The organism is Aquicoccus sp. SU-CL01552 (assembly GCF_040365005.1).
In the GTDB taxonomy this organism is placed as follows: domain Bacteria; phylum Pseudomonadota; class Alphaproteobacteria; order Rhodobacterales; family Rhodobacteraceae; genus Antarcticimicrobium.
The window spans coordinates 50,806-77,297 of record NZ_BAABWV010000020.1; the positions used below are offsets into that span (position 1 = coordinate 50,806).

Here is a 26,492-nt window from a genome sequence, read left to right on the forward strand (position 1 = left end):
TCCTTTCGATATCGGAGGCGGGCCGGTCGCGGCTGTGGCGCCGGCCCCCCTGTCAGTTCACTGGGCGGGGGTGGCTGCGGGGGTCCTGGACCCGCCACCGCGTTCAAGGTCGTAAAGCAGGCTGCCGCGCCGGGTGTAGTAGACCCAGGTGACCGCCAGGCAGATCGCGTAGAACACCAGGAAGGCCCAGAGCGCGCCCACCGGAGATCCGGTCATCGCGATCGAGGTGCCGTAGGCCTTGGGGATGAAAAAGGCGCCATAGGCGGCGATCGCGCTGGTAAAGGCGATGATCGCCGCGCTCTCGCGTTCGGCCTGTTTCCGGGTCGCCGCCGCATCCAGATCGGGCAGCAGCCGTGGAATCTCGCGGCCCATGATCGCCGGGATCATCTGGAAGGTCGAGGCATTGCCGATGCCGGTCAGCAGGAACAGCGCCATGAAGGCCGCGAAGAACCCTGCGAAACTGCCCGCGCCAAGGGCGGCGATCACTCCGAACACGGCCACGATCATCGCGGCAAAGGTCCAGAACGTCACCCGGCCCCCGCCGAAACGGTCGCTGATCCAGCCGGTGCCGGCTCGGCTCAGCGCGCCCACCAGCGGCCCGAGGAACACGTATTGCATCGCGTTCACCTCGGGGAAGGACAGCCGCGTCAGCAGCGGGAAGCCCGCCGAATAGCCGATGAAGCTGCCAAAGGTGCCGGTGTAGAGAAGGCACATCAGCCAGTTGTGCTTGCGGGTAAAGATGATCGCCTGTTCGCGGAAGCTCGCCCGCGCATCGGCGATGTCGTCCATCCCGATCCAGGCCGCCACGGTGGCCGCCACGATGAAGGGCACCCAGACGAAACCGGCGTTCTGCATCCACAGCTGGCCGCCGTCCGACAGGGTCTGCGGCGCGCCGCCGAGGGCGCCGAACACTCCCGCCGTGATGACGAGGGGCACCAGGAACTGCATCACCGAAACGCCGAGGTTGCCCAGCCCGGCATTCATCGCCAGCGCGTTGCCCTTCTCCGCCTTGGGGAAGAAAAAGGCGATGTTGGCCATCGACGAGGCGAAGTTGCCGCCGCCAAAGCCGCAGAGCAGCGCCAGCGTCAGGAAGATCAGGTAGGGGGTGGAGGCATCCTGCACCGCGTAACCGATCCCGACGGCGGGAAGCAGCAGCGAGGCGGTCGAGAGCGTCGTCCACAACCGGCCGCCGAAGATTGGCACCATGAAGCTGTAGAAGATGCGCAGTGTGGCGCCCGAAAGCCCGGGCAGCGCCGCCAGCCAGAACAGCTGGCTTGTCGAGAAGTCGAAGCCGATCGCGGGCAGTCGCGCGACCACCATCGACCAGACCATCCAGACCGAGAACGCCAGCAGCAGCGCCGGGATCGAGATCCACAGGTTTCGGCGCGCGATGCGACGGCCCTTGTCCTGCCAGAAATCGTCCTCCTCGGGGCGCCAGTCCTCCAGCACGCGGGGCATCACGGTCCGCTCGGGATCGTGGATCTCCTGCATCTCGGGCAGAGCCGGCAGGGTATCCAGCGCCTCGCCATGGGCCTTGCGCTCCATCGCGCGGATCGACATGTGCATCCACAGCAGCGCAACACCGACCAGTGCGAACAGCAGCGCAAAGCACGAGGTGTAGACGCCGCTGATGTCCAGCAACGTGCCGAACAGGATCGGCAGGACAAAACCGCCGAGGCCGCCGATCATGCCGACAAGGCCACCGACCGCGCCGACATGGTTCGGGTAATAGACCGGGATGTGCTTGAACACCGCTGCCTTGCCGAGGCTCATGAAGAACCCGAGCACGAAGAGCGTGGCGACGAAGGGCCAGACGTCCATTTGCGTCGAGAATGCGATCGGGCCGTCCTTGCCCTGGATCACGTAGTCGGTCGGCGGATAGGACAGCATGAACAGCAGCACCATCGAGAACCCGAAGGTCCAGTACATGACCGAGCGCGCGCCGAACTTGTCGGCCAGGTGGCCGCCATAGGCGCGGAACAGGCTGGCCGACAGGCTGAACGAGGCCGCGGCCATCCCGGCGGTCTTCACGTCAAGGCCGTAGACCTCGATCAGGTAGTGCGGCATCCACAACGCCAGCGCCACGAAGGCCCCGAACACCAGGAAGTAATACAGCGAAAAGCGCCAGACCTGCAGGTTTTTGAGCGGTGCGAACTGCTCGGCCAAGGTCGGCGCGCGCACGCCGGTCCGGCGCCGCTCGATCATTTCGGGATCGTCCTTGGCGAACAGGAAGAACAACACGCCGATGACCGCCAGCGCCGCCGCCCAGGCATAGGCGACGCCATGCCAGCCATAGGCGACCATGACAAAGGGGGCGACGAATTTCGTCACCGCCGCACCGACGTTGCCGGCCCCGAAAATGCCCAGGGCGGTGCCCTGGCGGCCTGCCTCGTACCAGCGCGAGACATAGGCCACGCCGATGATGAACGACCCACCGGCAAGCCCGATGCCAAGCGCGGCGATCAGGTACATCACGTAACTGTCGGCCAGCGTCAGGGCCCAGGTGGCCATTGCGGTCAGGATCATCTGCGCCGGAAACACCATCCGACCGCCGTATTTCTCGGTCCAGACGCCGAGGAACAGGCGGGTGATCGAGCCGGTCAGGATGGGGGTCGCGACCAGGATGCCGAACTGCGCCTCACTCAGGCCCAACTCGTCCTTGATCGCGACGCCGATGATGGAAAAGATCGTCCATACCGCGAAACAGGCGGTAAAGGCGAATGTACTGAGGCCAAGGGCACGGGTCTGTTCCGTGCGGCTGACCCCGTCTAGCGTCGTCATGTGATGTCCCTTTCGAATACGGGGCACGCCGAAAACAGCGCGTTTCGGAACCAGACAAAGGGCAGTTCGGTGACATACAGTTGATCGAGATCAAGAAACCGCCCGGTTCGCCTTAAAATAAACCGGCGATGGAATTACTTTCGGTCCGGAGGAAAAACATGTGGAATGGGCGTTGCGACAACTTCGGCTGATCGCTTGACAAATATCAATCGTCCCCACAGATACGGTCATGCGGGCGAGACAGGAGACGATGTGAGACCTGACGACATTCCAGAGATTCGGACGCTCGATCTGTTCCGGAACATGTCCGACGAGAGTTTCGGCGACCTGATCCGTGGCGCCTACGTCCAGACCTTCCCGCCGCAGGTGCAACTGATCACCGAGGGGGACTATCCCGATTTCCTGCACATCGTCCTGACCGGCAGCGTCGAGATGTTCGCCAGTTGGAACGGGCGCGAAACCTCGATGGCGACGGTGCGCCCGATCTCGACCTTTATCCTGGCCGCCTCGATCAAGGATGCGCCCTACCTGATGTCGGCCCGCACCGCCGAGAAATCCCGCGTCATCATGCTGCCGTCGATGGATGTGCGCGCGGTGTTCGAGGTCGACAACGGGTTTGCCCGCGCCGTGGTGGGCGAGCTTGCCCAATGCTATCGCGCGGTGGTCAAGACCTCCAAGGATCTCAAGCTGCGAACGTCGATCGAGCGGCTGGCGAATTACCTGTTGCGCAGCAGCCATCGCGCGGGGGGCGCCGCCGAGTTCGACCTTTCGATCGAAAAACGCCGCTTGGCGTCCTTTCTGGGCATGACGCCCGAAAACCTTTCGCGCGCGATCAAGGCGCTACGTCCCTACGGGGTCGAGGTCGAGGGGCCGACGGTGCGTATCGTCGACCGCGACAGCCTTGAAGGGTTGGCAAAGCCAAACCCGCTGATCGACGATCCCTCGACCTGACGGCGTCAAATCCGCCTTGTCGTTGCCCTCGGGTGGGCGCGACCGCAGCCGCCTGCCATCACCCTGTTCTCCGCCCCGTCGCAAAACGTACCAAAGGGCACCGACAGCCGCACGAACGCATCCTCATCGCAATCGCACGAAGCTTGATCACGATTCGCCAATGCGATCATCAAGACCGGCATACCTTGGCGGATCCTGCTACGCGGATGGACACAGTTGCCAATGTCCCTGCTGACGAGAGGTCAAGCTGGCATTGGGCGGCGATCTCCTGAACCGTCGTGCAATTGCGTGGCGCCCCGAGCGTGCATATGCCCTGAATTTGTCCGAAATTTTTCTTTGCGGTGTCATTCTCACACTCGTTTGTACCTATACGGCATGTCCCAGGGCGCCTGCCAGAATGCTCCGGCCACTTCAGGGTGCGCACCCCAAAGACACTGAAATGCTCGACACTGAAGACTGTTTGTATCGGACTGGAATTCGCAAAAGGAAGTCTGGAATATGCCCACAATTCATATTGATAGGCTCGACGAGAATCCGCACGAAACCGTCGATGGCCTTCGCGCCGATACCACCTCACGTGGGGTTGATCTGGAGGGGGCCAAGGTCACCGCCACATATGCGGATGGGTCTACCGAGACACTGACATGGCAAGCCTATGACGAATACACCGAGGGCGGTGCTGTTGGTGAAAACATAAACATGTCTTATGGCTGGAACTGGCACGAGCTGACGACGACCAAGCTTTTGGCATCGTTGGAGATCGACCTCCAGCCTGCCAGTTCCGTCTTCGATACGACCTTCACGATGGACGATGATCCTGACGGAGGGTCCACACCGGGTTCAAAAAACGGCTATCCGTTTTATCTATCCCCGGAATCCGAAGAGATGTCCGGCAATATCAATGTTGCCTACTCAGGTGTTGTCAATTTTGTCGGAAGCCCGGCAGAGGGGGACCTCTATACAACTATGGTTGTTGATTTCTCAGGTCTCCCTGATGGCGGTCTGCTCGGGGACCTGAGTTGGCGCTCTGACATCGACACCATGGAGAACGATGGCGACCTGGTGCCACAGGGCTCCGCAGGAGAGACCATCACCGGCACGGCCGGGGCCGATGATCTGAATGGTGGGCTTGGCCCTGACACGATCCATGGTCTGGCGGGAGATGACGTCATCACAGGCGGGGACGGCGACGATACGATTTCGGGCGGGCCAGGGGATGACAGCCTTTCCGGCGGAAGCGGGAATGATATCTTTGAGTTCAATGCCGGTGATGGCGCCGAGACCATCACTGATTTTGGCGTCGGCTCCACGGATTCCGACGATGGCGACAAGACCAACAATGACTTTATTGACCTGTCCGAGTTCTACACCAACAGCACGGAACTTCTGGCAGACCTCGCAGATGACAACATCCTGAACCAATCCGACGACAGCGATTATAGCGACAATACTGCGCTTGGCGGGTCGATCACCGGCCTGTCTGGCCTCAAGGGGGCGTCAGCCTCTTCAATCGAGGAGCAAACCGGTGTGACATGTTTCGCCCGTGGGACATTGATCACGACAGATCGAGGCGCCGTGCCGGTCGAGACGTTGAAAGCGGGCGATCAAGTGCTGACACAAGACAATGGCTTTCAAGAACTTAAACTGGCATTGAGCCGCGTCATAGGGCCGGAAGAGCTGCGGCAGAATGCAAAGCTCTACCCGATCCGGATCATGGCGGGCGCAATGGGGTCAGGATTGCCCAAGAGAGATCTGGCCGTATCTCGCCAACACCGCATGGTCGCCCAGTCCAGTATTGTGAAGCGTATGTTCGGCTCCACGGCGGTTCTCGTTGCCGCGATACGGCTCACTGCGCTGCCCGGAATTCTCGTGGACAAGACAGTCGACAGTGTCGAGTACTTCCATCTTGTATTTGAAAACCACGAAGTCATTTTCGCCGAGGGCACCCCGACCGAGAGCTTCTTGATGGGTCCCCAGATGAGAAATGCCCTTGATATCGACACGTGGCTAGAATGCATGATGCTTTTTCCAGAGGCCGTTGATCTTGACTATTGCGCGGTCCCTGCGCGCACAATTCCATCGCACGTCTTGCAAAAGAAACTGGTTCACCGGCACATTAAGAACAGGAAAGAGCTTCTTTGTGCTTGAGGTCAGGATTCATGGCCAATAGATCACGGTTCCTGCAATCGCCCGCACCGCAACCGCCGTCTACTGGTTTTGAACCTCACTGAGTTCAGGTTCTGGGCTTGGAGATTTTCCTGAAAAGACAGATGTATGCGGTTTTTTTCGCAAGGAAACCGGACACAGCGCGACCCTTTCTCAAAAAGGAAGGAGGCTGTGTCAGGAGCGACCTGCGTTGCGTGAATGCAGCTTATGATCGAAAGAGTCCCGGGGGCGGGGAGAGGTTGCAGCCCGTTCTCGCGTGAGACTGCTTCCCCCTTGGGGGACGCGAAAACGTAACGCCCTGGACGAAAATCCAAGACACGATGGGGCCTCGCGGGCGGCCCACGACGACAGGGGCGGGGCCGTTCGATGGCGTTTCCCCGTCGCGACTGTCCGCGCACAAGGGCTTGCACCGGAGCCCGTCTTGCTGCGTCATAATCAAAACCTATCATTAAGATCAGTAAATAAAACTTATCCCAATGGCGTGAATTTGTTAGAACGAGTCCAGAAGAAGGGAGGGGCGCGGCCCGTGTGCCACGCCGCCACAGCCCTTCGATACGCCCACGACAAAGCTCAAAAAAGCGGGAGAGAGAGATGGACGGAAACGATATCGGCAAGTGCCCGGTCATGCATGGCGCGATCACGGCCAACGACAAGACGGTGATGGACTGGTGGCCGAATGCGCTGAACCTCGACATCCTGCACCAGCACGACAGCAAGACCAACCCGATGGACAAGGGGTTCGACTATCGCGAAACGGTCAAGACGCTCGACGTCGCGGCGTTGAAACAGGATCTGCACGCGTTGATGACCGACAGCCAGGACTGGTGGCCGGCCGACTGGGGCCATTACGGCGGGCTGATGATCCGCATGGCCTGGCACGCGGCGGGCACCTACCGGACCGCGGACGGACGCGGCGGTGGCGGCACCGGCAACCAGCGCTTCGCGCCGCTGAACTCCTGGCCCGACAACGTCAGCCTGGACAAGGCCCGCCGCCTGCTCTGGCCGATCAAGAAGAAATACGGCAACAAGATCTCCTGGGCCGACCTGATCGTCCTTGCCGGCACCGTCGCCTATGAATCGATGGGGCTGAAATCCTATGGCTTCGGCTTCGGGCGCGAGGATATCTGGCACCCCGAGAAAGACACCTACTGGGGCAACGAAAAGGAATGGCTGGCCCCCAGCGATGAGCGCTATGGGGATGTCGAGAACCCGGCGACGATGGAGAACCCGCTCGCCGCGGTGCAGATGGGCCTGATCTACGTCAACCCCGAGGGCGTCAACGGCAAGCCGGACCCGATGAAGACCGCCGCCCAGGTGCGCGAAACCTTTGCCCGGATGGCGATGAACGACGAAGAGACCGCGGCACTGACCGCCGGCGGCCACACCGTCGGCAAGACCCACGGCAATGGCGACGCCGATGCGCTGGGCGTCGATCCCGAATCCGCCGGACCCGAGATGCAGGGCCTCGGCTGGGCCAACCCCAACCAGAAGGGCAAGGCGGCCAACGCGGTGACCTCGGGGCTCGAGGGGGCATGGACCACCCATCCGACCAAGTTCGACATGGGGTTCTTCGACATGCTCTTCGGTCATGAATGGGAGCTCAGGAAATCCCCCGCCGGGGCCTGGCAGTGGGAGCCGGTGGACATCAAGGAAGAGGACAAACCGCTCGACGCCACCGATCCCGGCATCCGTCACAACCCGATGATGACCGATGCGGACATGGCACTGAAGGTTGACCCGATCTATAACGAGATCTGCCAGAAATTCATGGCCGACCCGGCCTATTTCGAGGACACCTTCGCCCGCGCCTGGTTCAAGCTGACCCACCGCGACATGGGGCCGAAGGTCCGCTACCTCGGCCCCGATGTCCCGGACGAGGACCTGGTCTGGCAGGATCCGGTGCCCGCCGGCGCGACCGATTACGATGTCGACGCGGTCAAGGCCAAGATCGCGGCGGCCGGCCTGTCGACCTCCGAGATGGTGTCCACCGCCTGGGACAGCGCCCGAACCTTCCGTGGCTCGGACCGGCGCGGCGGGGCCAACGGCGCCCGCATCCGCCTTGCCCCGCAAAAGGACTGGGAGGGCAACGAGCCCGCCCGCCTGGCCAAGGTGCTGGCGGCACTGGAGCCGATAGCCGCCGAAACCGGCGCCAGCATCGCAGACGTGATCGTCCTGGCCGGCAACCTTGGCGTCGAACAGGCCGCCAAGGCCGCGGGGCACGACATCACCGTGCCCTTCGCGCCGGGCCGGGGCGATGCCACCGACGCGATGACCGATGCCGACTCCTTCGACGTGCTGGAACCGCTGGCCGACGGCTATCGCAACTGGCTGAAGAAGGACTACGTGGTCAGCCCCGAGGAACTGATGCTCGACCGCACCCAACTCATGGGCCTCACCGCGAGCGAGATGACCGTTCTGGTCGGCGGCATGCGGGTGATCGGCACCAACCACGGCGGCACGAAACATGGTGTCTTCACCGATCGCGAGGGGGCGCTGACCCAGGACTTCTTCGTCACCCTGACCGACATGGCCTACAAGTGGGTGCCGGCAAAGGGCGGCATCTACGAGATCACCGATCGCGACACGGGCGAGGTCAAATGGACCGCCACCCGCACCGATCTGGTGTTCGGCTCGAACTCGGTCCTGCGCGCCTATTCCGAGGTCTATGCCCAGGACGACAGCGCCGGGAAACTCGTCTCTGATTTCGTCGCCGCCTGGACCAAGGTGATGAACGCCGACCGCTTCGACCTCGCCTGAGATCGGGGTTTGAAATCAAGAAAGGCGCGTCGCTTCGGCGGCGCGCCTTCTTTTGCGCGCTGACGCCGAGGGGCGAGAAAAAGACCCCGCGCGGGACCGCCCCGGCGGGGTCAGGATCCGGCGGCGCGACAGGGAGAGCACGCCACCGGCGGGAAGGTCGGCCCCCGTACCAAACGGGCGCCAAACCGTAGGGTTCAGGCCGCCATGGTGCGGAACCCGCCATCCCAGTAGACCAGCGCGCCCTGCTCCGGGGTGGTCAGCACCGCGCGCACCCGGCCGATCACGATGGAATGGGTGGCCCGGTCGATCACCTCCTCGACCTCGCAGTCAAAGGCGGCGGGCGCATCCGCCAAAAGCTGCGCACCGGTCACCGCAGTGACCCAATCGGCGCCGGCATAGCGATCCGGCCCCTTGATTCCGCCGAAGCCGCCGAAACGCTTGGCCACCTCTTCGTGCTGCGCGCCCAGCGAGGACCAGCCGAACCGCCCGTAGCGTCCGAACATCGGCCAGCTTGACGCGCTGCGGTTGACGCAGGCCAGCAGCAGCGGCGGTTCGGCCGACAGCGAGATCGCCGAGGTGACCACAAGGCCGGTCCGGTCGTCACCGTCGCCCACCGTCAGCACCGAGCAATTGCCCACCAGCGCACGCATCGCGCCGGTAAAGGTCTTTGCATCGGGGTCGGGGATCGGGGTCATCGCGTTCACCGGATTCCTGCCTCGGCCAGGATCGGCAGCACGTTGTCGCGGAAGTACGGGAACTCCTCGGCGTAATCCACGAAGGAGAGCGTGCTGCCCGCGAACCCGGTTTCATGCAGTTTGATGATTCCCTCGGCCACCTGCTGCGGCGTGCCGACAAGGGGGAAACCACCGTGACCCTGCGCCATCAGGTAGCGGATCTGCGCCAGCAGGTCATGCGGGAAACTGTGGGCATGGGCGAACTGCAGGTTGACCAGGTTGTCGACCGCTTCCCAGTCGGCATTGTCGTCGGTGATGTATTTCTGATAGGCGCGCGCCTCTGCCTCGGTCTCGCGGCAGATCACGTGGCTGAAGGTCAGCACGCCGACATCGCGGCCCTTGCCGCGCGCCTGTTCCTTCAACTCCTGGATCTCGTCCTTGGACCGGGCCAGGTCGATCGCCGGGGTAAAGAGATAGTTGGCGTTGTCGGTGGCGAAATCGCGGCCCTGGGGCGAGCCGGCCGCGTTCAGGATCGGGACCGTGCCGCTCAGCGGCTTGGGGTCGCCCGCCACGTGCTTGAGGTTGAAGTACTTGCCGTCCCAGTCGAAATATTCCTCGGATTCCCACAGCTTGCGGATCACGTCGAGCCATTCCTGCGCATAGCCATAGCGGGTCTCGTGATCGTCGGGCAGGGACAGGCCCAGCGCCTCGTACTCCGGCTTGTTCCAGCCGGCGACGACGTTCAGCCCGGCGCGCCCCTTGCCGATCTGGTCGATGGTGGCGATCTGCTTGGCGACCACCACCGGGTTGTTGGCGGCGGTGTGGATGGTGGCGAAAACGGTCAGGTTCTCGGTATGGGCCAGCAGCCCGGCGGCCCAGGTCATCGTCTCCAGCACGCCGCCGTGGAAATCGGTCTCGCCGCCATAGCCGATCCAGCGCGCGATCGGCAGCATGAAGTCGATGCCCGCCGCATCCAGCATCTTGCCGAGCTTGAGGTTGTTCTCCCAGCTGTTGTTCCAGCGTTCCGGCGCCTTGGTCACGGTCATGCCCGATGAGCAGTTGGACGAGAAGGTGCCGAGCTTGAAGCCGTCTTTCTTCATCATCAAGTTAGTTGTCATTGCATGTATCTCCTGTTGGGTGTGGAAATACTGTGTATTTTTAAATTGAAAGTCTATTTAAAAATCACGTTGCACCGCCCGCATCGCTGCGGGACACTCGCTGACCGGAGGGAAAAGCTTGTGAATGCATCAAAAAAGGACGATCCCGACGACGGGCTGAATTTTCTCTGGCACCTGTCCGGCGACCCCGCCGAGGTCAGCACGACCGAGGCGGAGTTCGCGCTGATGCGGGCCTTCGAGGGATTCGGCCGCTGGCAGTCGGAATGCCTAGCCTCGGTCTGTGACCTGGCCGCCAGCGGGCCGGAAAACGCGCTGCTGCACGTCATCCGGATGAACGACCGGCCAAAATCCATCAAGGAACTGGCGCGGCTGACCAACCGCGACGACATCCCCAACATCCAGTATTCCCTGCGCAAGCTGACCGGCGCCGGGCTGGTCGAGAAACGCGGCTCCGGTCGCAGCGGCGTCACTTACGAGGCGACGGAAGAGGGGCGCCGGGTCACCGACAATTACAGCACCCTGCGCCGCAAGCTGCTGATCGAAAAGATCAACAACCTGCCGGGGTTCCCCGAGCAACTGGCCGAGGCAACGCGGGCGCTGAACCTTTTGACCGGAATATATGAAGAGGCCGCCCGCGTGGCGGCGACCCACCGGCGATAGGGCGCCGGGCGCCACGGCCCTGACCGTGCCGCAATATTATTGCGCGTGGGGGCTTTGCGCTTGATCTTATCTGCGGCTTGCGCCTAGTCTGCGCGCATCTTGCGGAACCGGGTTCCGCATTGCGAAATTGTCGGAAGGGGAGGTCTGACCGTGCCGCGCACAGCCGGAAGTGACGCAAAGTTACGCGTTGCGGGTTTGCACAGGCGCCGCCGCCACCGTTAGTAATCCGATAGACTGCGACCACCACCGGTACAAGGCCCGCGCACGGGCCGGCCGGTCACAAAGAGGGGAAGGCCGGATGTCCGAGGCCATTGTGTACGAGAAAATTGGCGATATCGCGGTTCTGGCGGCGAACAACCCGCCGGTCAACGCGCTGGGTCTTGCGGTCCGGCAAGGTCTGGTCGAGGGGATCGAACGCGCCGAACGGGAGGGCGCCAAGGCGGTGCTGATCTATGGCGAGGGGCGGACGTTCTTTGCCGGTGCCGACATCCGTGAATTCGGCAAGCCGCCGACCGAACCCTTCCTGCCCGACGTCTGCACCCGAATCGAAGCCTCCCCGCTGATCGTGGTCTCGTCGCTGCACGGCACCGCGCTGGGCGGCGGGCTCGAGATCGCGCTCGGCTCGCACTATCGCATCGCCGTGCCCAAGGCGCGGATGGGCCTGCCCGAGGTCCTGATCGGGGTGATGCCCGGCGCCGGCGGCACCCAGCGCCTGCCGCGGCTGATCGGCATCGACAAATCGCTCGACGTGATCACCTCGGGGCGCCAGGTCGGCGCCGCAGAGGCGCTGGAGATGGGCCTCGTCGACAAGATCGCGGAGGGCACCCCGCGCGAGATCGGCCTCGCCTATGCGCAGGAACTGATCGACACCGCCGCGCCCCGCCGCGCCATCAGCGAGATGGCCGCGCCCGCCCCGGTGGATTTCGACGCGCTCTATGACGCGGTGCTGAAAAAGGCCCGTGGCCAATTGGCCCCCGCCGTCGCCGTGCGCGGCATCCAGGCCAGCAGCGAACTGCCCTTCGACGAGGGCATGAAGCGCGAGCGCGAGCTGTTCATGGAACTCATGGCCACCGACCAGCGACAGGGGCTGATCCACGCCTTCTTTGCCGAGCGCGCGGTCGGCAAGCTGCCCGAACTCGACGGGGTGACGCCCCGCGACCTCAATGCCATCGGCGTCATCGGCGGCGGCACCATGGGGGCGGGCATCGCCACCTCGGCGCTGCTCTCGGGGCTCAAGGTCACGCTGATCGAGATGAACGCCGAGGCCGCCGAGGCCGCCAAGGGCCGCATCTCGGGCAACCTGCAGGGCGCGCTGAAACGCGGCAAGATCAGCGCGGCGCAGTTCGAGGAGCTGACCGAGAAAGCGCTGACGCTCGCCACTGATTACGCCGCGCTTTCCGACGCCGACCTGGTGATCGAGGCGGTGTTCGAGGACATGGGCGTGAAAAAGGACGTGTTCGGCAAGCTCGACGCGGTCTGCAAGCCGGGCGCGGTGCTGGCCTCCAACACCTCTTACCTCGACGTGAACGAGATCGCCGCCTGCACCTCGCGTCCGGGCGACGTGATCGGGCTGCACTTCTTCTCGCCGGCCCACGTGATGAAACTGCTCGAGGTCGTGGTCGCCGACAAGACCGCGCCGGACGTGGCCGCCACCGGCTTTGCCCTGGGCAAGAAGATGTCCAAGGTCTCGGTCCGCGCCGGCGTCTGCGACGGCTTCATCGGCAACCGGATCCTCAGCAAGTATCGCACCTGCGCCGATTACATGATCCTCGATGGCGCCAGCCCGTACCAGATCGACGCGGCGCTGGAGAAATTCGGCTTTGCCATGGGCCCCTATGCGGTGGGCGACCTGGCCGGGCTCGACATCGGTTGGGCCGTGCGCAAGCGCAAGCGCGCCGAGGGAATGGACCCGCGCGCGCGTGATTTCACCTATGCCGACAAGCTCTGCGAGGACGGCCATTTCGGCCAGAAGACCGGTAAGGGCTATTACGACTATGCCGCCGGTGCCAAGGCCCGCGTACCCAACCCCGAGCTGATGCCCCTGATCGAGGCCGACCGCGCCGCACAGGGCATCACCCCGCGCGAGTTCACCGACGAAGAGATCGTGCGCCGCTACATGGCCTCGATGGTCAACGAGGCGGCGCGGGTGGTCGGCGAGGGGATCGCCAAGCGGCCGCTCGATGTCGATGTGACCCTGCTCTACGGCTACGGCTTCCCGCGCTATCGCGGTGGCCCGATGAAATGGGCCGACATGCAGGGGCTGCCGGCGCTGCTGGCCGATATCAAGACCTGGGCCGAGGAGGACCCCTATTTCTGGGAGCCGGCACCGCTGTTGGAACAACTCGTCGCCGAAGGGCGCACGTTTGACGATTTGAACAAGGATTGAGGAGGAGAGATCCTGATGAAACAAGCTGTTATCGTAGCCGCCAACCGTACCGGTCTGGCCAAGTCCTTCCGGGGGTCGTTCAACGCCACCCATGGCGCCACCATGGGCGGACACGCGGTGCAGGCCGCGGTGGAGCGCTCCGGCCTCGAACCGGGAGAGATCGAGGATTGCCTGATGGGCTGTGGTGCGCCCGAGGCCGAGACCGGCAGCAATATCGCCCGCCAGATCGCCCTGCGCGCCGGGCTGCCGATCAGCGCCTCCGGCGTGACCGTGAACCGGTTCTGCTCCTCCGGGTTGCAGACCGTGGCGATGGCCGCCAACGCGATCACCTGCGAAGGTGCCGGCCCGATGGTCGCCGGCGGGGTGGAGAGCATCTCGATGGTGCAGCCCAAGTCGCGGCATGCGCCCGATCCGTGGCTGCTGGAGCATAAGCCAGCGGTCTACATGACCATGATCGAGACCGCCGACATCGTCGCCAACCGCTATGGCATCAGCCGCGAGGCACAGGACGAATACGGTCTGCGCAGCCAGCAGCGGATCGCCAAGGCGCAGGAGGCCGGCCTGTTCGCCGACGAGATCGTGCCGATGACCGCGACCATGGCCGTCAAGGACAAGGAAACCGGCGAGATCACGATGAAAGAGGTCGTGGTCGACCGCGACGAATGCAACCGGCCGCAAACCACGCTCGAGGGGCTGGCCAAGCTGGAGCCGGTGCGCGGCGAAGGCAACTTCATCACCGCCGGCAACGCCAGCCAGCTGTCCGACGGCGCCGCCGCCGTGGTCCTGATGGACAGCAAGGACGCCGAGAAACGCGGCCTCGAGGCAATGGGCGCCTTCAAGGGCTTTGCCGTTGCCGGCTGCGAACCCGACGAGATGGGGATCGGCCCGGTCTTTGCCGTGCCGCGCCTGCTGGAACGGCATGGCCTCAAGGTCGACGACATCGACATCTGGGAACTGAACGAGGCCTTCGCCTCGCAGGCGCTCTACTGCCGCAACCGGCTGGGCATTGATGACGAGAAATGCAACGTCAACGGCGGCTCCATCGCCATCGGCCATCCCTTCGGCATGACCGGCGGCCGCATGGTCGGCCACATCCTGCGCGAGGGCAAGCGGCGCGGCGCCAAGCTGGGCGTCGTGACCATGTGCATCGGCGGCGGCATGGGTGCGGCCGGCCTGTTCGAGATCTACTGAGAAAAGGGGCCCGACCAATGGACCTGAGTTATTCCCCCGAGGAGCAGGCGTTTCGTGACGAGGTTCGCGCCTTTCTCCGTGATGACCTGCCCAAGGAGCTGACGGACAAGGTCCGGTCGGGCGCCGAACTGGGCAAGGCCGATATCGAACGCTGGCACGCGATCCTGAACGCGCGCGGCTGGCTGGCCCAGAACTGGCCCAAGGAATTCGGCGGTGCCGAGTGGAACGCGGTGCAGCGGTATATCTTCGAGGAAGAGGCCGCGCTGGCCGACGCCCCGCGCATCGTGCCCTTCGGCCTGTCGATGCTGGCGCCGGTGCTGCAGAAATTCGGCTCCAAGGAACAGCAGGATTATTACCTGCCGCGCATCCTCAACGGCGAGGACTGGTGGTGCCAGGGCTATTCCGAACCGGGCGCCGGTTCGGACCTGGCCAGCCTCAAGACCCGCGCCGTGCGCGACGGCGATCACTACATCGTCAACGGGCAGAAGACCTGGACGACGCTGGGCCAGCACGCCAACAAGATCTTCTGCCTGGTGCGCACCGACCCGGACGTCAAACAGCAAGAGGGGATCTCCTTCCTGCTGATCGACATGGACACGCCGGGCATCGAGGTGCGCCCGATCATCCTGCTCGACGGCACCCCCGAGGTGAACGAGGTCTTCTTCAACGACGTGAAGGTGCCGGTCGAGAACCTGGTGGGCGAGGAAAACAAGGGCTGGACCTATGCCAAGTACCTGCTGACGCATGAGCGCACCAACATTGCCGGCGTCGGGTTCTCCCAGGCCGGGCTGGACGCGGTCAAGCGCATCGCGCGGGCCGAGATGGCGGGCGGTCGCCCGCTGATCGAGAACCCGCATTTCGCCGCGCGGCTCGCCAGGGTCGAGATCGACCTGATGGCGATGTCCACCACCAACCTGCGCATCATCAGCCAGGCGGCGGCGGGCCAGGCCCCCGGGGTGGAAAGCTCCATGCTCAAGGTCAAGGGCACCATCATCCGGCAGGAGATCAACGATCTCGCCCGGCGCGCGGTGGGCCCCTACGCGATGCCCTTCGCCTCCGAGGCGGTCGAGGGCGACAATGCGCCGATCGGCCCGGAGTATGCCGCGCCGCTGGCGGCCGATTACTTCAACAACAGAAAGCTGTCGATCTTTGGCGGCTCGAACGAGATCCAGCGCGGGATCATCGCCAAGGTCAAGATGGGGGGCTGAGGAACATGGATTTCACGCTGACCGAAGAACGGCAGATGTTGCAGGATACTCTGCGGCGCTATCTGGCCGACAAGTACACCACCAAGGCCCGCAACGAGATCCTCGACAGCGACTCGGGGATGAGCTCCGCGATCTGGGCGGAACTGGCGGAACTGGGCGTCATCGGCGCGCTGTTCCCCGAGGATCAGGGCGGCTTTGGCGGGGCCGGTTTCGACATCACCACCGTGTTCGAGGAGTTGGGCCGCGCCGGCGTGGTCGAGCCCTTTCTCGACACCGCGATCCTGGGCGGACGGCTGATCGCCGCGCTGGGTGACGCGGGCCAGCGGGCGTTGCTCGACGAGGTGATCGGAGGGTCGCTGCACCTGGCCTTCGCCCATGGCGAGCCGACCAGCCGATACGACCTCAGCCGGGTCGAGACCACGGCCGTACAAAACGGCGAGGAAATCGTACTGAACGGACGCAAGGCCGTGGTCATCAACGCCGAGGCCGCCGGGCAGCTGATCGTCTCGGCCCGCGAAAGCGGCGCGGTGGATGACGAGGGCGGCATCTCGCTCTTCCTGGTGCCGGCCGACAGCGCCGGGATGGCGCTGCGCGGCTACCCGATGCTCGCCGGTGGGCGGGCCGCCGAGGTCACGCTCGACAACGTGCGGCTGCCGACATCGGCGCGGCTCGGCGCGGCGGGCGAGGCGTTTCCGGCCATCGCGGCGGCAGCGGCGGCGGCCAACGTGGCGCTCTCGGCCGAGGCGCTGGGCGCGATGGAGACCGCGACGGAACTCACCCGTGGCTACCTGATGACGCGGCAACAGTTCGGCCGGCCCATCGGGACGTTCCAGGCGCTTCAGCACCGGTTCTCGGACCTGCTGATCGAGCTGGAACAGGTCCGTTCGGCGGTGATCAACGCCGCCGGCCACCTGGCGGACGATCCGCAGTCGCGCGATCGGCACATCGCCGCGGCGCGCAACCTGATCGGGCGGGCCGGGCGGCTGGTGGCCGAAGAGGCGATCCAGATGCACGGCGGCATCGCCATGACGCAGGAATACGAACTGGCCCATATCGCCAAGCGTATCGTGATGACCGACCATCGCTTTGGCGATACCGATTACCACCTGGAGCGCTTCATTGACCTCAGCGTCGCCTGACATCGACGCTGCCGGTCTCATCCATGGTGAGACCGGCGCACAGACCCTGATCGGCTGGACCGTGGACGTGGGCCAGCCGGACAGGCGCGCGCGGCTCTATCTCGACGTGGATGACCGGCATTCCAACCGCCACGGGGTGCTGCATGGGGGCATCCAGGCGATGCTGCTCGACAGCGCCTGTGGCTATACCGGGGCGCTGCATCTGGACCATGAGACTTTGCCGCAGATGATGAGCCTGTCGTTCAACACCCATTTTCTCGCCCCCTGCGGGCAGGGCCGGGTGATGGCGATCGGTCGGGTCACCGGCGGTGGCAAGCGCACCCTGTTCATCGAAGGCACGTTGTTCGATGCCGACGACCGCCTCGTTGCCACCGGCACGGGCGTGTACCGGCGGGTTCCGCCGGTAAGATAGCGCAACACCCGGGGAGGGATCGCAATGCCATCCGCACGCATCGAGGATCAGGGCGACCGGCTGGTCGTCGTCAACATGAACGCCAAGCGGCGCGGCGCGCTGTCACCCGACCTGTACAAGGCCATCACCGAGGCGGTCGAGCAGGCCGCGCAGCCGCGTATCCGCGCCGTGATCCTGACCTCCGAGGGCGGGTTCTTCTGCGCTGGCGGCGATCTCAACGTGCTGATCAATCGTCAGGGCATGGGCGAGGACGAACGCCGCGCCCAGATCGACAAGCTGCACGACCGCATCCGCGCGATCCGCGCCTGCCCGGTGCCTGTGATCGCCGCCGTCGAGGGCGGTGCGGCGGGGGCGGGGCTGTCCCTCGCGCTGGCTTGCGACCTGATCGTGGCGGCCCGTGACGCGCAGTTCACCGCCGCTTACGTCAAAGCCGGGCTGGTGCCAGATGGCGGGCTGACCGCGTCACTGGCGCGGGTCCTGCCGCGACCACTTGCGATGGAGATGTGTCTGCTGGGCCGGCCCGTGGGCGCCGACCGCATGGCGGCGCTGGGGGCGGTGAACCTGCTGACCGAACCGGGCGGGGCGGAGGCTGCCGCGCAGGAACTGGCCGATACGCTGGCGCGCGGCCCGCGCGACACGCAGGGGGCGATCCGGCGCATGGTCGCCTCGGCCTATGACCTGTCCGAGGCCGAGCAGTTGAGCCGCGAACGCGATGCCATGGCCCGCGCCACCGGCAGCCCCGAGGCCGCCGAGGGCATCGCGGCCTTTCTCGAAAAGCGGAAACCGGACTGGAGCTGAGGGTTGCGCGCCCGGCTCAAGGCCGGGCTGGTCGCCGGTCAGAGCCTCAGACGTAAACCCCCTGCGCCGCCTCGCGGATGGCGCGGATGTTCTGGCCATAGACCTCGGGGGCCTGCACCGAGCCGCCCTTGAACACCGCCGAACCGGCCACCAGCACGTCGGCGCCGGCGTCGGCCACCAGCGGCGCGGTGGTCGGATCGACACCGCCGTCGATCTGGATATGCACCGGGCGGGTGCCGATCATCCGGCGCAGCTGCTTGACCTTCTCGACCTGGGAATGAATGAACTTCTGCCCGCCGAAACCGGGGTTCACCGTCATCACGCAGACCAGGTCCACCATGTCGAGCAGGTACTCGACCGAGGCCGCCGGCGTGCCGGGGTTCAGTGCCAGCCCGGCCTTGCAGCCCGCCGCGCGGATCGCCTGCAGGGTCCGGTGCGGGTGCGGGCCGGCCTCGACATGGGCGGTGATCACATCGGCGCCGGCCTCGGCATAGGCGGCGATATAGGGATCGACCGGCGCGATCATCAGGTGCACGTCCATCACCGTCTTCACATGGGGGCGAAACGCCTTCACCGCCGGCGGGCCGAAGGTGAGGTTGGGCACGAAATGGCCGTCCATCACGTCCACATGGACCCAGTCGGCGCCCTGGTCCTCGATGGCGCGGATTTCCTGCCCGAAGTTGGCGAAATCGGCGGACAGGATCGACGGCGCGATCTTGATGGAACGGTCGAAGGTCATCTGATGCATCTCCACGTGGCCTGAGTTGCATATAGGCCGCCGACGCGATGGGCGGTAGGGGGGAATCGGCCCAAAGGCGCCGGATCCACCGCGCGGCCCTTCAAGCGAGGGGCCTCGGCGTGGAGGGGCGGAAACAGGCCACCAACCGGAGCGCGTTGAAGGCAGGCAACCACCACGGAGGCAGGAGGAATTTTGAAGGAATTTGGTGGAGCCTAGGGGGATCGAACCCCTGACCTCTTGCATGCCATGCAAGCGCTCTCCCAGCTGAGCTAAGGCCCCGTCGCCGTCACCGGCGGTGTGCGCGTCGTTTACGGAACGGCGCTGTGATGATCAAGCGAAAAAATCGCCTTTCGGGCAGGATTTTTGCCAGGGCGCCTTGGCGCCCGGACAGGCACGGACGGGCAGGGCGGTGATTGCCCCGACCCGCCCCGCGCGATCACGAGTCGTCGTCGTCCGAGGGGACGTCGGCGATCTCGTCCAGCGAAACGTTGTCCTCCTCGTCGTCGTCCTCGAGGACGTCATCGCCCAGATCGACGTCGACCGCGTCGTCGTCATCGTCCAGCACCACCTCCTCATCATCGGTGGATTTGTCCTTTGCCTTGGCCGAGGCCGCATCCTCGGCGTCGGCCGCGATCATCCGGCTCTTGCCGGTCTCCATTTCAACCACCTCGCCCGTATAGGGGCTGACGATCGGGTTCCTGTTCAAGTCGTAGAAGCGTTTGCCGGTGGTCGGGCAAATGCGCTTTACACCCCATTCTTCCTTGGGCATGTGAAATCCCCTTGATTAACTGCTGAGTCGTGTCGACGATTCCGTGCACGTGCCATATGAGATAAGGGCTGTCAAAGCCTTTGAGACCGGAGCCGAGCGCCATGGCCGACCATTTCCTGCCGGGATCGCCCGCGGTGCCGCTGACCTTGCGCCGCTCTGCCCGGGCGCGGCGCATCAGCCTGCGCATCTCGCAACTCGACGGGCGGGTCACCCTGACGCTGCCAAAGGGCGTGCCCGAGGCCGAGGCGCTGGCCTTTGCGCGGACCAAGGAGAGCTGGATTCGCGGCCACCTGGAAACGCGTCCGACCGAGGTGGCGGTCGGCCCCGGGGAGGTGATCCCGGTCGAGGGCGTGGCGCGCCGCGTGGTGGCCGGGCCGGGGCGGGGGGTGCGCCTGTCGGCGGATGAAATCGCCGTGCCGCAGGACAATGCCAGCCGCCGCCTGCACTCCTGGCTGCGCGAACTGGCGCGCGACCGGCTGGCCGGCGCCGCCGACGATTATGCCCGCGCGCTGGGCCGGGACTATACCCGGATCACCCTGCGGGACACCCGCTCGCGCTGGGGGTCGTGCTCGTCGCGCAGGGCGCTGAGTTTCTCCTGGCGGCTGGTGCTCGCCCCGCCCGAGGTGCTGCGCTATGTTGCCGCGCATGAGGTCGCTCACCTGGCCGAGATGAACCACTCCGCCGCCTTCTGGGAGGGGGTGGAGCGGATCCACGGCCCTTACGAGGCACCGCGCCGCTGGCTGCGCGACCACGGCGCCGGGCTGCACCGGTACCGCTTTCCCGACTGAGCCGCCCCGGGCGGGATCGGACGGGCGAGGCTTGACCGCCGGCCGGTTTGTGATCACATGATCCCATGATGATGCAACAACGCCCCGCCGACGCCGCGCCCGCCGCCCATGACCGGGTCTATCGCACCCTGCGCACGCGGATCATGCACGGCGAGATCGAACCGGGCCAGTCGCTGACCCTGCGCGGCATCGGGCGCGAGTTCGATGTCTCGATGACCCCCGCGCGCGAGGCGATGCGGCGGCTGGTGGCCGAGGGGGCGTTGCTGCTGTCCAGCTCGGGCCGCGCCTCGACGCCCGATCTCACCCAGGACCGGATCGAGGAACTGGCTGCGCTGCGCGCCCTGCTCGAGGTCGAACTGGCCAGCCGCGCCCTGCCACGCGCCCATATCGCCCTGATCGAGCGGCTGCACAGCATCAACGGCGTGATCGCCGAGCAGGTGCAGAAACGCGATGCGGTCGGCTATATCCGCACCAACCTCGAGTTTCACCGCACCCTCTACCTGCGCGCGCAGGCCCCGGCGATGCTGGCCATGGCCGAAACCGTCTGGCTCCAACTCGGACCGACCATGCGGGCGCTTTACGGCCGGTTGCGCCGCACCGAGGCGCCGCAGTACCACCGGCTGATCATCGCCGCGCTCAAGGCCGGCGACGAGCCCGGGTTGCGGCTGGCGGTGCGCTCGGACGTGACCCAGGGGCTGAAGCTTCTGACACGCTAGAGACCCGGTTGGGGTGCCCGGCGTTTTGCGTTAGCCTGCGCCAAATCGGTGGGCAAAGGGCAGCAGCATATGAACATCACACGACGAACGGCGGGGCTGGGACTGGCGGCGGCATTTCTGACCGGGTGCACCGGCGGCGGGTCGCAACCGGCGGCGCCCGGCCGGATGCGGGCGGTGGCCAATCCCGGCTTTGACACCTGGGTTCAGGGGTTTCGCACCCGCGCGGCGGCCAAGGGCATTGATCCGCAGGTGCTGAGCCGCGCCTTTCGCGGCGCCGGCTACCTGCCCGGGGTGATCGAGCGTGACCGCAACCAGACCGAGTTCACCCGCAGCCTTGAGGATTACATCGCCATCGCCGCCTCGGACGAGCGGGTCGCGACGGGCCGCTCCATGCTGAAACGGCACGGCGCACTGCTCGCGCGGATCGAGGCGAAGTACGGCGTCGAGGCTCGCGTGGTCACCGCCATCTGGGGGTTGGAAAGCCGCTATGGCGCGCGGCGCGGCGACGTGCCGGTGATCTCGGCGCTGTCGACGCTGGCATATGATGGCCGGCGCGGCGCCTTTTTCGAAAGCCAGCTGATCGCCGCGCTCAAGATCGTGCAGAACGGCGACGTCCCGCCCGAGCGCATGACCGGAAGCTGGGCCGGCGCCATGGGCCATACCCAGTTCATCCCCACCTCCTATCTCGCCTACGCGGTGGATTTCACCGGCGACGGGCGGCGCGACATCTGGTCGGACGATCCCGCCGACGCGCTGGCCTCGGCCGCCGCCTACCTGTCGCGCTCGGGCTGGCGGCATGGTCAGCCCTGGGGGCTGGAGGTCGCCTTGCCGCAGGGCTTCGACATGGGGCTGACCGGGCGCGGCACCAGCCGTAGCGCGGGCCAGTGGGCGGCGCTGGGGGTTCGCCCGGCGGCGGGCGGCGCGCTGCCCGATCACGGGTCGGCCTCTGTGCTGGCCCCGGCCGGCCCCGGTGCGCCGGCCTTCCTGGTGTTCCGCAATTTCGGGGTGATCCTGCGCTATAACAACGCCGAGAAATACGGCATCGGCGTCGGCCACCTGTCCGACCGCATCGCCGGCGGTCCGCCGCTCTTCGGTCGATTCGGGCCGGATGCCACCGGGTTGACGCTGGACGACCGCAAGGACCTGCAGGCCCGGCTCACCCGCGCCGGCTTCGACACGCAGGGGGCGGACGGTGTGATCGGCGACAACACCCGCGCCGCGATCACCGCCTATCAGCGCGCCAAGGGGTTGCCGGTCACCGGCACACCGTCAAAGGCACTGCTGGCGCGGCTCGGGGGATAAGGGCGCGCGCCTGGTGGCGGCACGTCGAAAACGGCCGCATGGACCCCTTGCGGCACCGCCACCTGGTGTGCCGTCCTTTGGCGGGGGCGCGTCATCCGAGGGTGATCGGGGCCGATTCCGACCGGCGCGCCGGTCCCCGCAGTGCTTGGGGCGTCTTCGCGACAGGGCTCGAATTGAACCATCGAGGCAGGCGGAGCAGGAGGTTCGGCGCGCCGTCCGCCACCAGCCGGCCGTCCTCGAGGGCCGCCGCCAGCGAAACATCCCCGCGATAGACCCGGATCAGGTCCGGCAACGCGGCGCTCAGGAACAGGTCGGTTTCTCCACCGGGGTCGGACACGCAGACATCGAGCTCTCCCGCCTCGCACACGAACCAGTAGAAACGCTTGCCCTCCGGCTGGTCGGTGACGTCGAGGTGAATGACCCGGCGGCGCGGCCCGAAGGCCTTGGGGTCCACCGAATACTCCAACCCCCAGATCAAGAGACCCAGATCAATTTCGCCGTCCTTGAGCTCCCTGCGGGTCCACCGCCGCCCCCAGACCCCGAGCGCACCAACCAACGGCAGGAATTCGGCGCCAGCCTCCGTCAGGTGATATGTCCAGGTCTTTCCCGTGGCGGTCCGCCTGCGCGCGACGAGGCCTTCGGCCTCAAGCAGTCGCAGCCGACGGGTCAGCAGGGTGGCGGACATGTGCGGAACACCCCGGTGTATGTCGTTGAACCTTTCGGCGCCCGCCCCGAGGTTCCGGATAACCAGCGCCGTCCAGCGCTCGCAAAAGATCTCCGCAGCCTTGGCGATGGGACAGAATTGGCCATATCCCTTCATGGATGCCTCCCCTGTTGGGCCAAGGATACCGCAGACGGGGGGCGCTGAATACTCCAGATCGTGGAGTATCCGCAGGCCCATCCCGGTGGCACTCTGGTGCCATGACCATCAACGGGAGGCTGCGATGACCATTCAGACACCTGGCCCCGAAGCGCGTATGTGGGGCCGAACGGGCAAGGCCTATGACGGGATTTCATTCGGGCTGTCCGATACCATCGCGCACACGGTGCAGTCGCTTTGGCCCCGGTCCGGCGACCGTATCCTCGATATCGGAACGGGCACCGGCTGGGCCGCCCGGCTTGCGGCGTGGCGTGGTGCCCGTGTCACCGGAGTGGATATCGCGCCGGGCATGATCGCGGCCGCCGAGGCCCTGGCGGCCGGTCTCGATCCGCGGCCGGAGTTTCGGGTGGCGCCGGCCGAGGCGCTCCCGTTCGACGACGAGAGTTTCGACGGGGTGATGTCGACTTATGGCGTGATCTTTTCCGATGATTCACGCGCCACCGTCGCCGAGATGGCGCGCGTCCTTCGCCCCGGCGGGCGCCTGGCGTTGGCAACATGGGCCGACGACCCGGATGGCTACATTGCGCGGTTCTTCGCGCTGATCGGGCGGTGGTCCGACGCGCCCCCGCCCCCTGCCTCGCCCTTCGACTGGGGGAGCCCCGACTGGTTGCAAGAGGCATTCGCGGACCGTTTCGAGATCGAGATCCGCGCGCAGGTGACAACGCTCTATGCGCCGGATGTCGCGACGGTCTGGGCCGAATACGTCAAGGGCTTCGGTCCCGTCGCGGAAACCTGGGCGGCCCTGCCGGAGGCGCGGCGAGACGCCTTCAAAGCCGCGTTCGAGCGGGTCCATGCGCCCTACAAGACGGAATTGGGCCTGGTGATTCCCCGGACTGCCGTCGTCCTTCGAGGGGGCCGTATCTGATTTGGATCGCGGGCGCGGACTACGCCGCCAGCCCCTTTGCGCCCATGGCCAGGAATTTCTCGCGCCGGGACTGGATCAGCTTGGCCGGGGTCTTGCCGTCCATCTCGCCCAGCATCTGGCCCAGCGCCTTGCCCACGGCCTCGATGCTGGCGTCGCGGTCGCGATGCGCCCCGCCCAGCGGCTCGTCGATCAACCGGTCCACCACGCCCAGTTTCTGCAACTCCTGCGCGGTCAGCCGCATCGCCTCGGCGGCCTCGCGCATTTTCTCGGAGTCCTTCCACAGGATCGAGGCACAGCCCTCCGGCGTGATCACCGAATAGACCGAGTGTTCCAGCATCGCCACGCGATCGGCCGTGGCCAGCGCCACCGCGCCGCCCGAGCCGCCCTCGCCGATGATGACCGAGATCAGCGGCACGCCGATCTGCAGGCATTTCTCGGTCGAGCGCGCGATCGCCTCGGACTGGCCGCGCTCTTCGGCGCCCTTGCCGGGATAGGCGCCGGGGGTGTCGACCAGTGTGATCACCGGCAGGCCGAACTTGTTGGCCATCTCCATCAGGCGCACCGCCTTGCGATAGCCCTCGGGGCGGGCCATGCCGAAATTGTGCAGGATGCGCGACTTGGTATCGGCGCCCTTCTCCTGGCCGATCACCATCACCGGGCGGTCGTCCAGCCGCGCCAGCCCGCCCATCACCGCGTGGTCGTCGGCGAAATTGCGGTCGCCGGCCAGCGGCGTGAACTCGGTGAACAGGGCCTCGATGTAATCGCGGCAATGCGGCCGTTCCGGGTGGCGCGCGACCTGGCATTTCCGCCAGGGCGTCAGGCTCTTGTACAGATCGCGCAGCAGGGTCTCGGCCTTGGCGTCAAGCGCGGCGGCCTCGGCGGCCACGTCCATCTCTTCGTTGGCGCGGCCAAGCGCGCGCAACTCTTCGGCCTTGCCTTCGATTTCGGCCAGGGGTTTTTCGAAATCCAGGTACTGGGTCATCGGGCCTCTCGCTGCGGGACCATTGGGCTGTCTAGGGGGCTATATGACGTTGCGGCGGCCCGGATGCAACTCGCCGGGTTGGAGGATCGCCCGCGAATCGCGTTAAACTGCCCGGCGAGGGAGGGCGCGGCGTAACATGGAGCCGAACATGGAAATGAGCGCGCCGGTCGCCGCCGCCTTCGCGGCTTTCCCGCCCGGGGCGCAGCCGGGGCTGCGCGCGTTGATCCTGTCGGTCGCCGCCGACACGCCCGAGGCCGGGCGCCTGTCCGAGGAATTGCGCTGGGGCCAGCCCGCCTATCTCACACCCCGGACCGGGGCGGGCACCACCCTGCGGCTGGGGGTGCCGAAATCGGGTGGATTCGCGCTTTTCGTGCATTGCCAGACCACCTTGATCGAGGAATTTCGCGCCCTTGCCGGCCCCGACTGGTCGGTCGAGGGTCGCCGCGCCATCCTGTTCGACGGACCCGCCGCGATCACCGACCCGGCCCTGCGCCTCTTGATTCGCCGCGCGCTGACCTACCATCTCAAGGGAGGGGGGCGGTGCTGAGGTGCAACGGGCTTGCCCGCGCGGCCTGCGCCGCCTAACCTTTCTCTGCCCATCTCCTCGGGGCGCATTTTTCCAAGGACGCCTTATGAAAACAGTCATTCGGGCCACCGTGGCCGCCCTCGCACTCGCTGCCGTCTCGGCGACGGCCAGCTTGGCCGCGCCGCTGAAGCTCACCCCGGCCAACCCGCAGCCCGGCGGGCTCAAGGGCGGGCTCTCGGTCAGCTATGCCTATCCGCAGACGGACATTCGCACCCTGGCCGAGGCCGGCCGCGCCCTGAGCGGTGGCGCCCAGCGCGGTCCGGCGCTGCGCGGGCTGGATTACCGCGACACCAACATCGGCCAGCCAACCCTGACCTCCAAGCGTGACGAGAATGTCGCCGCCTCGATCCGGGGCTATGTCCGTTTCGACGCGCCCGGCGTCTACGAGATGGATTTCTTCACCAATGACGGGCTCGACGCCTATATTGGCGGGCAGCGGGTCGGGCGTTTCGACGGCCGCCAGACCTGCGACAGCACCTATGTGACCGAGGTCGAGGTGCCGCAGGCCGGCTGGTATGAATTCAAGGCCACCTATTTCAACCGGCTCAACACCTCCTGCCTGATGATGCGCCGGGCCAAGAAGGGCAAGCCGCTGAAATGGGTGCCGAACGGGATATTCGGCCA

General features: G+C 65.8%; 23 protein-coding genes and 1 tRNA gene. 16 read left to right on the plus strand and 8 right to left on the minus strand.

The features are described from left to right. Positions 1–57 precede the first annotated feature (57 nt). Complete coding sequence (locus ABWV23_RS19555) at positions 58–2,781, minus strand: nitrate/nitrite transporter (RefSeq protein ID WP_353350842.1); 2,724 nt, start codon at positions 2,779–2,781, stop codon at positions 58–60. Positions 2,782–3,033: 252 nt separating this feature from the next. On the opposite strand from ABWV23_RS19555, the gene ABWV23_RS19560 reads away from it, so the two are divergent. From ABWV23_RS19560 to katG, 3 genes are all read left to right on the plus strand, one after another. Further along, the gene (locus tag ABWV23_RS19560) at positions 3,034–3,732 is read left to right on the plus strand and encodes a helix-turn-helix domain-containing protein (protein WP_353350844.1); all 699 of its coding nucleotides are present in this window, start codon (positions 3,034–3,036) and stop codon (positions 3,730–3,732) included. Between the two features lie 498 nt (positions 3,733–4,230). Continuing rightward, the gene (locus ABWV23_RS19565) at positions 4,231–5,880 is read left to right on the plus strand and encodes a Hint domain-containing protein (RefSeq protein ID WP_353350846.1); all 1,650 of its coding nucleotides are present in this window, start codon (positions 4,231–4,233) and stop codon (positions 5,878–5,880) included. Positions 5,881–6,489: 609 nt separating this feature from the next. Beyond that, complete coding sequence (katG, locus tag ABWV23_RS19570; RefSeq protein WP_353350848.1) at positions 6,490–8,655, plus strand: catalase/peroxidase HPI; 2,166 nt, start codon at positions 6,490–6,492, stop codon at positions 8,653–8,655. A gap of 194 nt (positions 8,656–8,849) precedes the next feature. On the opposite strand, the gene ABWV23_RS19575 is transcribed toward katG, so the two are convergent. Continuing rightward, entirely contained in the window at positions 8,850–9,350 is a 501-nt protein-coding gene (locus ABWV23_RS19575) for a flavin reductase family protein (RefSeq protein WP_353350850.1), read from the minus strand. A gap of 5 nt (positions 9,351–9,355) precedes the next feature. After that, the gene (locus ABWV23_RS19580; protein ID WP_353350852.1) at positions 9,356–10,447 is read right to left on the minus strand and encodes an LLM class flavin-dependent oxidoreductase; all 1,092 of its coding nucleotides are present in this window, start codon (positions 10,445–10,447) and stop codon (positions 9,356–9,358) included. A gap of 120 nt (positions 10,448–10,567) precedes the next feature. Between ABWV23_RS19580 and ABWV23_RS19585 the strand changes: the two genes are divergently transcribed. The 7 genes from ABWV23_RS19585 (at position 10,568) to ABWV23_RS19615 (ending at position 18,241) form a co-directional block, all read left to right on the plus strand. After that, positions 10,568–11,107 carry a winged helix DNA-binding protein gene (locus ABWV23_RS19585; RefSeq protein ID WP_353350854.1) on the plus strand — a complete coding sequence of 180 codons (540 nt, stop codon included), beginning with the start codon at positions 10,568–10,570 and terminating at the stop codon, positions 11,105–11,107. A gap of 298 nt (positions 11,108–11,405) precedes the next feature. Continuing rightward, positions 11,406–13,493: an FAD-dependent oxidoreductase gene (locus tag ABWV23_RS19590; protein ID WP_353350856.1), complete on the plus strand. Its 2,088-nt coding sequence runs from the start codon at positions 11,406–11,408 to the stop codon at positions 13,491–13,493. A gap of 15 nt (positions 13,494–13,508) precedes the next feature. Then, a complete protein-coding gene (locus ABWV23_RS19595) occupies positions 13,509–14,684 on the plus strand; it encodes an acetyl-CoA C-acyltransferase (RefSeq protein WP_353350858.1) in 1,176 nt (391 codons plus the stop codon). 17 nt (positions 14,685–14,701) lie between these two features. Continuing rightward, the gene (locus ABWV23_RS19600; protein ID WP_353350859.1) at positions 14,702–15,892 is read left to right on the plus strand and encodes an acyl-CoA dehydrogenase family protein; all 1,191 of its coding nucleotides are present in this window, start codon (positions 14,702–14,704) and stop codon (positions 15,890–15,892) included. A gap of 5 nt (positions 15,893–15,897) precedes the next feature. Next, positions 15,898–17,031, plus strand: coding sequence for an acyl-CoA dehydrogenase family protein (locus ABWV23_RS19605; RefSeq protein ID WP_353350861.1), 1,134 nt, complete (start codon positions 15,898–15,900; stop codon positions 17,029–17,031). Next, entirely contained in the window at positions 17,012–17,443 is a 432-nt protein-coding gene (locus ABWV23_RS19610) for a PaaI family thioesterase (protein WP_353350863.1), read from the plus strand. Before ABWV23_RS19605 ends, ABWV23_RS19610 begins: the two co-directional genes overlap by 20 nt. 24 nt (positions 17,444–17,467) lie before the next feature. Then, positions 17,468–18,241, plus strand: coding sequence for an oxepin-CoA hydrolase, alternative type (locus tag ABWV23_RS19615; RefSeq protein ID WP_353350865.1), 774 nt, complete (start codon positions 17,468–17,470; stop codon positions 18,239–18,241). A 46-nt stretch (positions 18,242–18,287) separates the two neighbouring features. Here ABWV23_RS19615 and rpe read toward each other — a convergent pair whose 3' ends face one another. The 3 genes from rpe to ABWV23_RS19630 all read right to left on the minus strand — a co-directional run bounded on the left by rpe (position 18,288) and on the right by ABWV23_RS19630 (position 19,749). Next, positions 18,288–18,980, minus strand: a complete 693-nt coding sequence (gene rpe / locus ABWV23_RS19620) for a ribulose-phosphate 3-epimerase (RefSeq protein ID WP_353350867.1) — start codon at positions 18,978–18,980, stop codon at positions 18,288–18,290. Positions 18,981–19,183: 203 nt separating this feature from the next. Next, positions 19,184–19,259: transfer RNA gene (locus tag ABWV23_RS19625), tRNA-Ala, on the minus strand. 157 nt (positions 19,260–19,416) lie between these two features. After that, a complete protein-coding gene (locus ABWV23_RS19630; RefSeq protein WP_353350869.1) occupies positions 19,417–19,749 on the minus strand; it encodes a TIGR02300 family protein in 333 nt (110 codons plus the stop codon). A gap of 101 nt (positions 19,750–19,850) precedes the next feature. Here ABWV23_RS19630 and ABWV23_RS19635 point away from each other — a divergent pair, with 101 nt between their 5' ends. The 3 genes from ABWV23_RS19635 to ABWV23_RS19645 all read left to right on the plus strand — a co-directional run bounded on the left by ABWV23_RS19635 (position 19,851) and on the right by ABWV23_RS19645 (position 22,555). Next, positions 19,851–20,537: a M48 family metallopeptidase gene (locus ABWV23_RS19635; RefSeq protein ID WP_353350871.1), complete on the plus strand. Its 687-nt coding sequence runs from the start codon at positions 19,851–19,853 to the stop codon at positions 20,535–20,537. Between the two features lie 65 nt (positions 20,538–20,602). Next, a complete protein-coding gene (locus ABWV23_RS19640; RefSeq protein WP_353350873.1) occupies positions 20,603–21,253 on the plus strand; it encodes a GntR family transcriptional regulator in 651 nt (216 codons plus the stop codon). Positions 21,254–21,322: 69 nt separating this feature from the next. Next, entirely contained in the window at positions 21,323–22,555 is a 1,233-nt protein-coding gene (locus ABWV23_RS19645; RefSeq protein WP_353350875.1) for a lytic murein transglycosylase, read from the plus strand. A gap of 91 nt (positions 22,556–22,646) precedes the next feature. Here the strand turns inward: ABWV23_RS19645 and ABWV23_RS19650 are convergent, their stop codons facing one another. After that, a complete protein-coding gene (locus ABWV23_RS19650) occupies positions 22,647–23,375 on the minus strand; it encodes a winged helix-turn-helix transcriptional regulator (RefSeq protein ID WP_353350877.1) in 729 nt (242 codons plus the stop codon). Between the two features lie 124 nt (positions 23,376–23,499). Here ABWV23_RS19650 and ABWV23_RS19655 point away from each other — a divergent pair, with 124 nt between their 5' ends. Further along, positions 23,500–24,300: a class I SAM-dependent methyltransferase gene (locus ABWV23_RS19655; RefSeq protein WP_353350879.1), complete on the plus strand. Its 801-nt coding sequence runs from the start codon at positions 23,500–23,502 to the stop codon at positions 24,298–24,300. A gap of 19 nt (positions 24,301–24,319) precedes the next feature. Here the strand turns inward: ABWV23_RS19655 and ABWV23_RS19660 are convergent, their stop codons facing one another. Then, positions 24,320–25,282 carry an acetyl-CoA carboxylase carboxyltransferase subunit alpha gene (locus ABWV23_RS19660; RefSeq protein ID WP_353350881.1) on the minus strand — a complete coding sequence of 321 codons (963 nt, stop codon included), beginning with the start codon at positions 25,280–25,282 and terminating at the stop codon, positions 24,320–24,322. A gap of 148 nt (positions 25,283–25,430) precedes the next feature. On the opposite strand from ABWV23_RS19660, the gene ABWV23_RS19665 reads away from it, so the two are divergent. Both ABWV23_RS19665 and ABWV23_RS19670 read left to right on the plus strand, forming a co-directional pair. Further along, positions 25,431–25,829 (plus strand): DUF1801 domain-containing protein, encoded by a 399-nt coding sequence (locus ABWV23_RS19665; RefSeq protein WP_353350883.1) that lies wholly within the window; start codon positions 25,431–25,433, stop codon positions 25,827–25,829. 85 nt (positions 25,830–25,914) lie between these two features. After that, positions 25,915–26,492: PA14 domain-containing protein (locus tag ABWV23_RS19670; protein WP_353350885.1), on the plus strand; the 578-nt coding region annotated here is incomplete at its 3' end.

Bases quoted from the DNA above. Each gene is read 5' to 3' on its own strand.
- ABWV23_RS19555 (WP_353350842.1), bottom strand. From the start codon at position 2,781: ATGACGACGCTAGACGGGGTCAGCCGCACGGAACAGACCCGTGCCCTT.
- ABWV23_RS19565 (WP_353350846.1), top strand. From the start codon at position 4,231: ATGCCCACAATTCATATTGATAGGCTCGACGAGAATCCGCACGAAACC.
- katG (WP_353350848.1), top strand. From the start codon at position 6,490: ATGGACGGAAACGATATCGGCAAGTGCCCGGTCATGCATGGCGCGATC.
- ABWV23_RS19575 (WP_353350850.1), bottom strand. From the start codon at position 9,350: ATGACCCCGATCCCCGACCCCGATGCAAAGACCTTTACCGGCGCGATG.
- ABWV23_RS19580 (WP_353350852.1), bottom strand. From the start codon at position 10,447: ATGACAACTAACTTGATGATGAAGAAAGACGGCTTCAAGCTCGGCACC.
- ABWV23_RS19590 (WP_353350856.1), top strand. From the start codon at position 11,406: ATGTCCGAGGCCATTGTGTACGAGAAAATTGGCGATATCGCGGTTCTG.
- ABWV23_RS19595 (WP_353350858.1), top strand. From the start codon at position 13,509: ATGAAACAAGCTGTTATCGTAGCCGCCAACCGTACCGGTCTGGCCAAG.
- ABWV23_RS19600 (WP_353350859.1), top strand. From the start codon at position 14,702: ATGGACCTGAGTTATTCCCCCGAGGAGCAGGCGTTTCGTGACGAGGTT.
- ABWV23_RS19605 (WP_353350861.1), top strand. From the start codon at position 15,898: ATGGATTTCACGCTGACCGAAGAACGGCAGATGTTGCAGGATACTCTG.
- ABWV23_RS19615 (WP_353350865.1), top strand. From the start codon at position 17,468: ATGCCATCCGCACGCATCGAGGATCAGGGCGACCGGCTGGTCGTCGTC.
- rpe (WP_353350867.1), bottom strand. From the start codon at position 18,980: ATGACCTTCGACCGTTCCATCAAGATCGCGCCGTCGATCCTGTCCGCC.
- ABWV23_RS19630 (WP_353350869.1), bottom strand. From the start codon at position 19,749: ATGCCCAAGGAAGAATGGGGTGTAAAGCGCATTTGCCCGACCACCGGC.
- ABWV23_RS19635 (WP_353350871.1), top strand. From the start codon at position 19,851: ATGGCCGACCATTTCCTGCCGGGATCGCCCGCGGTGCCGCTGACCTTG.
- ABWV23_RS19640 (WP_353350873.1), top strand. From the start codon at position 20,603: ATGATGATGCAACAACGCCCCGCCGACGCCGCGCCCGCCGCCCATGAC.
- ABWV23_RS19645 (WP_353350875.1), top strand. From the start codon at position 21,323: ATGAACATCACACGACGAACGGCGGGGCTGGGACTGGCGGCGGCATTT.
- ABWV23_RS19650 (WP_353350877.1), bottom strand. From the start codon at position 23,375: ATGAAGGGATATGGCCAATTCTGTCCCATCGCCAAGGCTGCGGAGATC.
- ABWV23_RS19655 (WP_353350879.1), top strand. From the start codon at position 23,500: ATGACCATTCAGACACCTGGCCCCGAAGCGCGTATGTGGGGCCGAACG.
- ABWV23_RS19660 (WP_353350881.1), bottom strand. From the start codon at position 25,282: ATGACCCAGTACCTGGATTTCGAAAAACCCCTGGCCGAAATCGAAGGC.
- ABWV23_RS19665 (WP_353350883.1), top strand. From the start codon at position 25,431: ATGGAAATGAGCGCGCCGGTCGCCGCCGCCTTCGCGGCTTTCCCGCCC.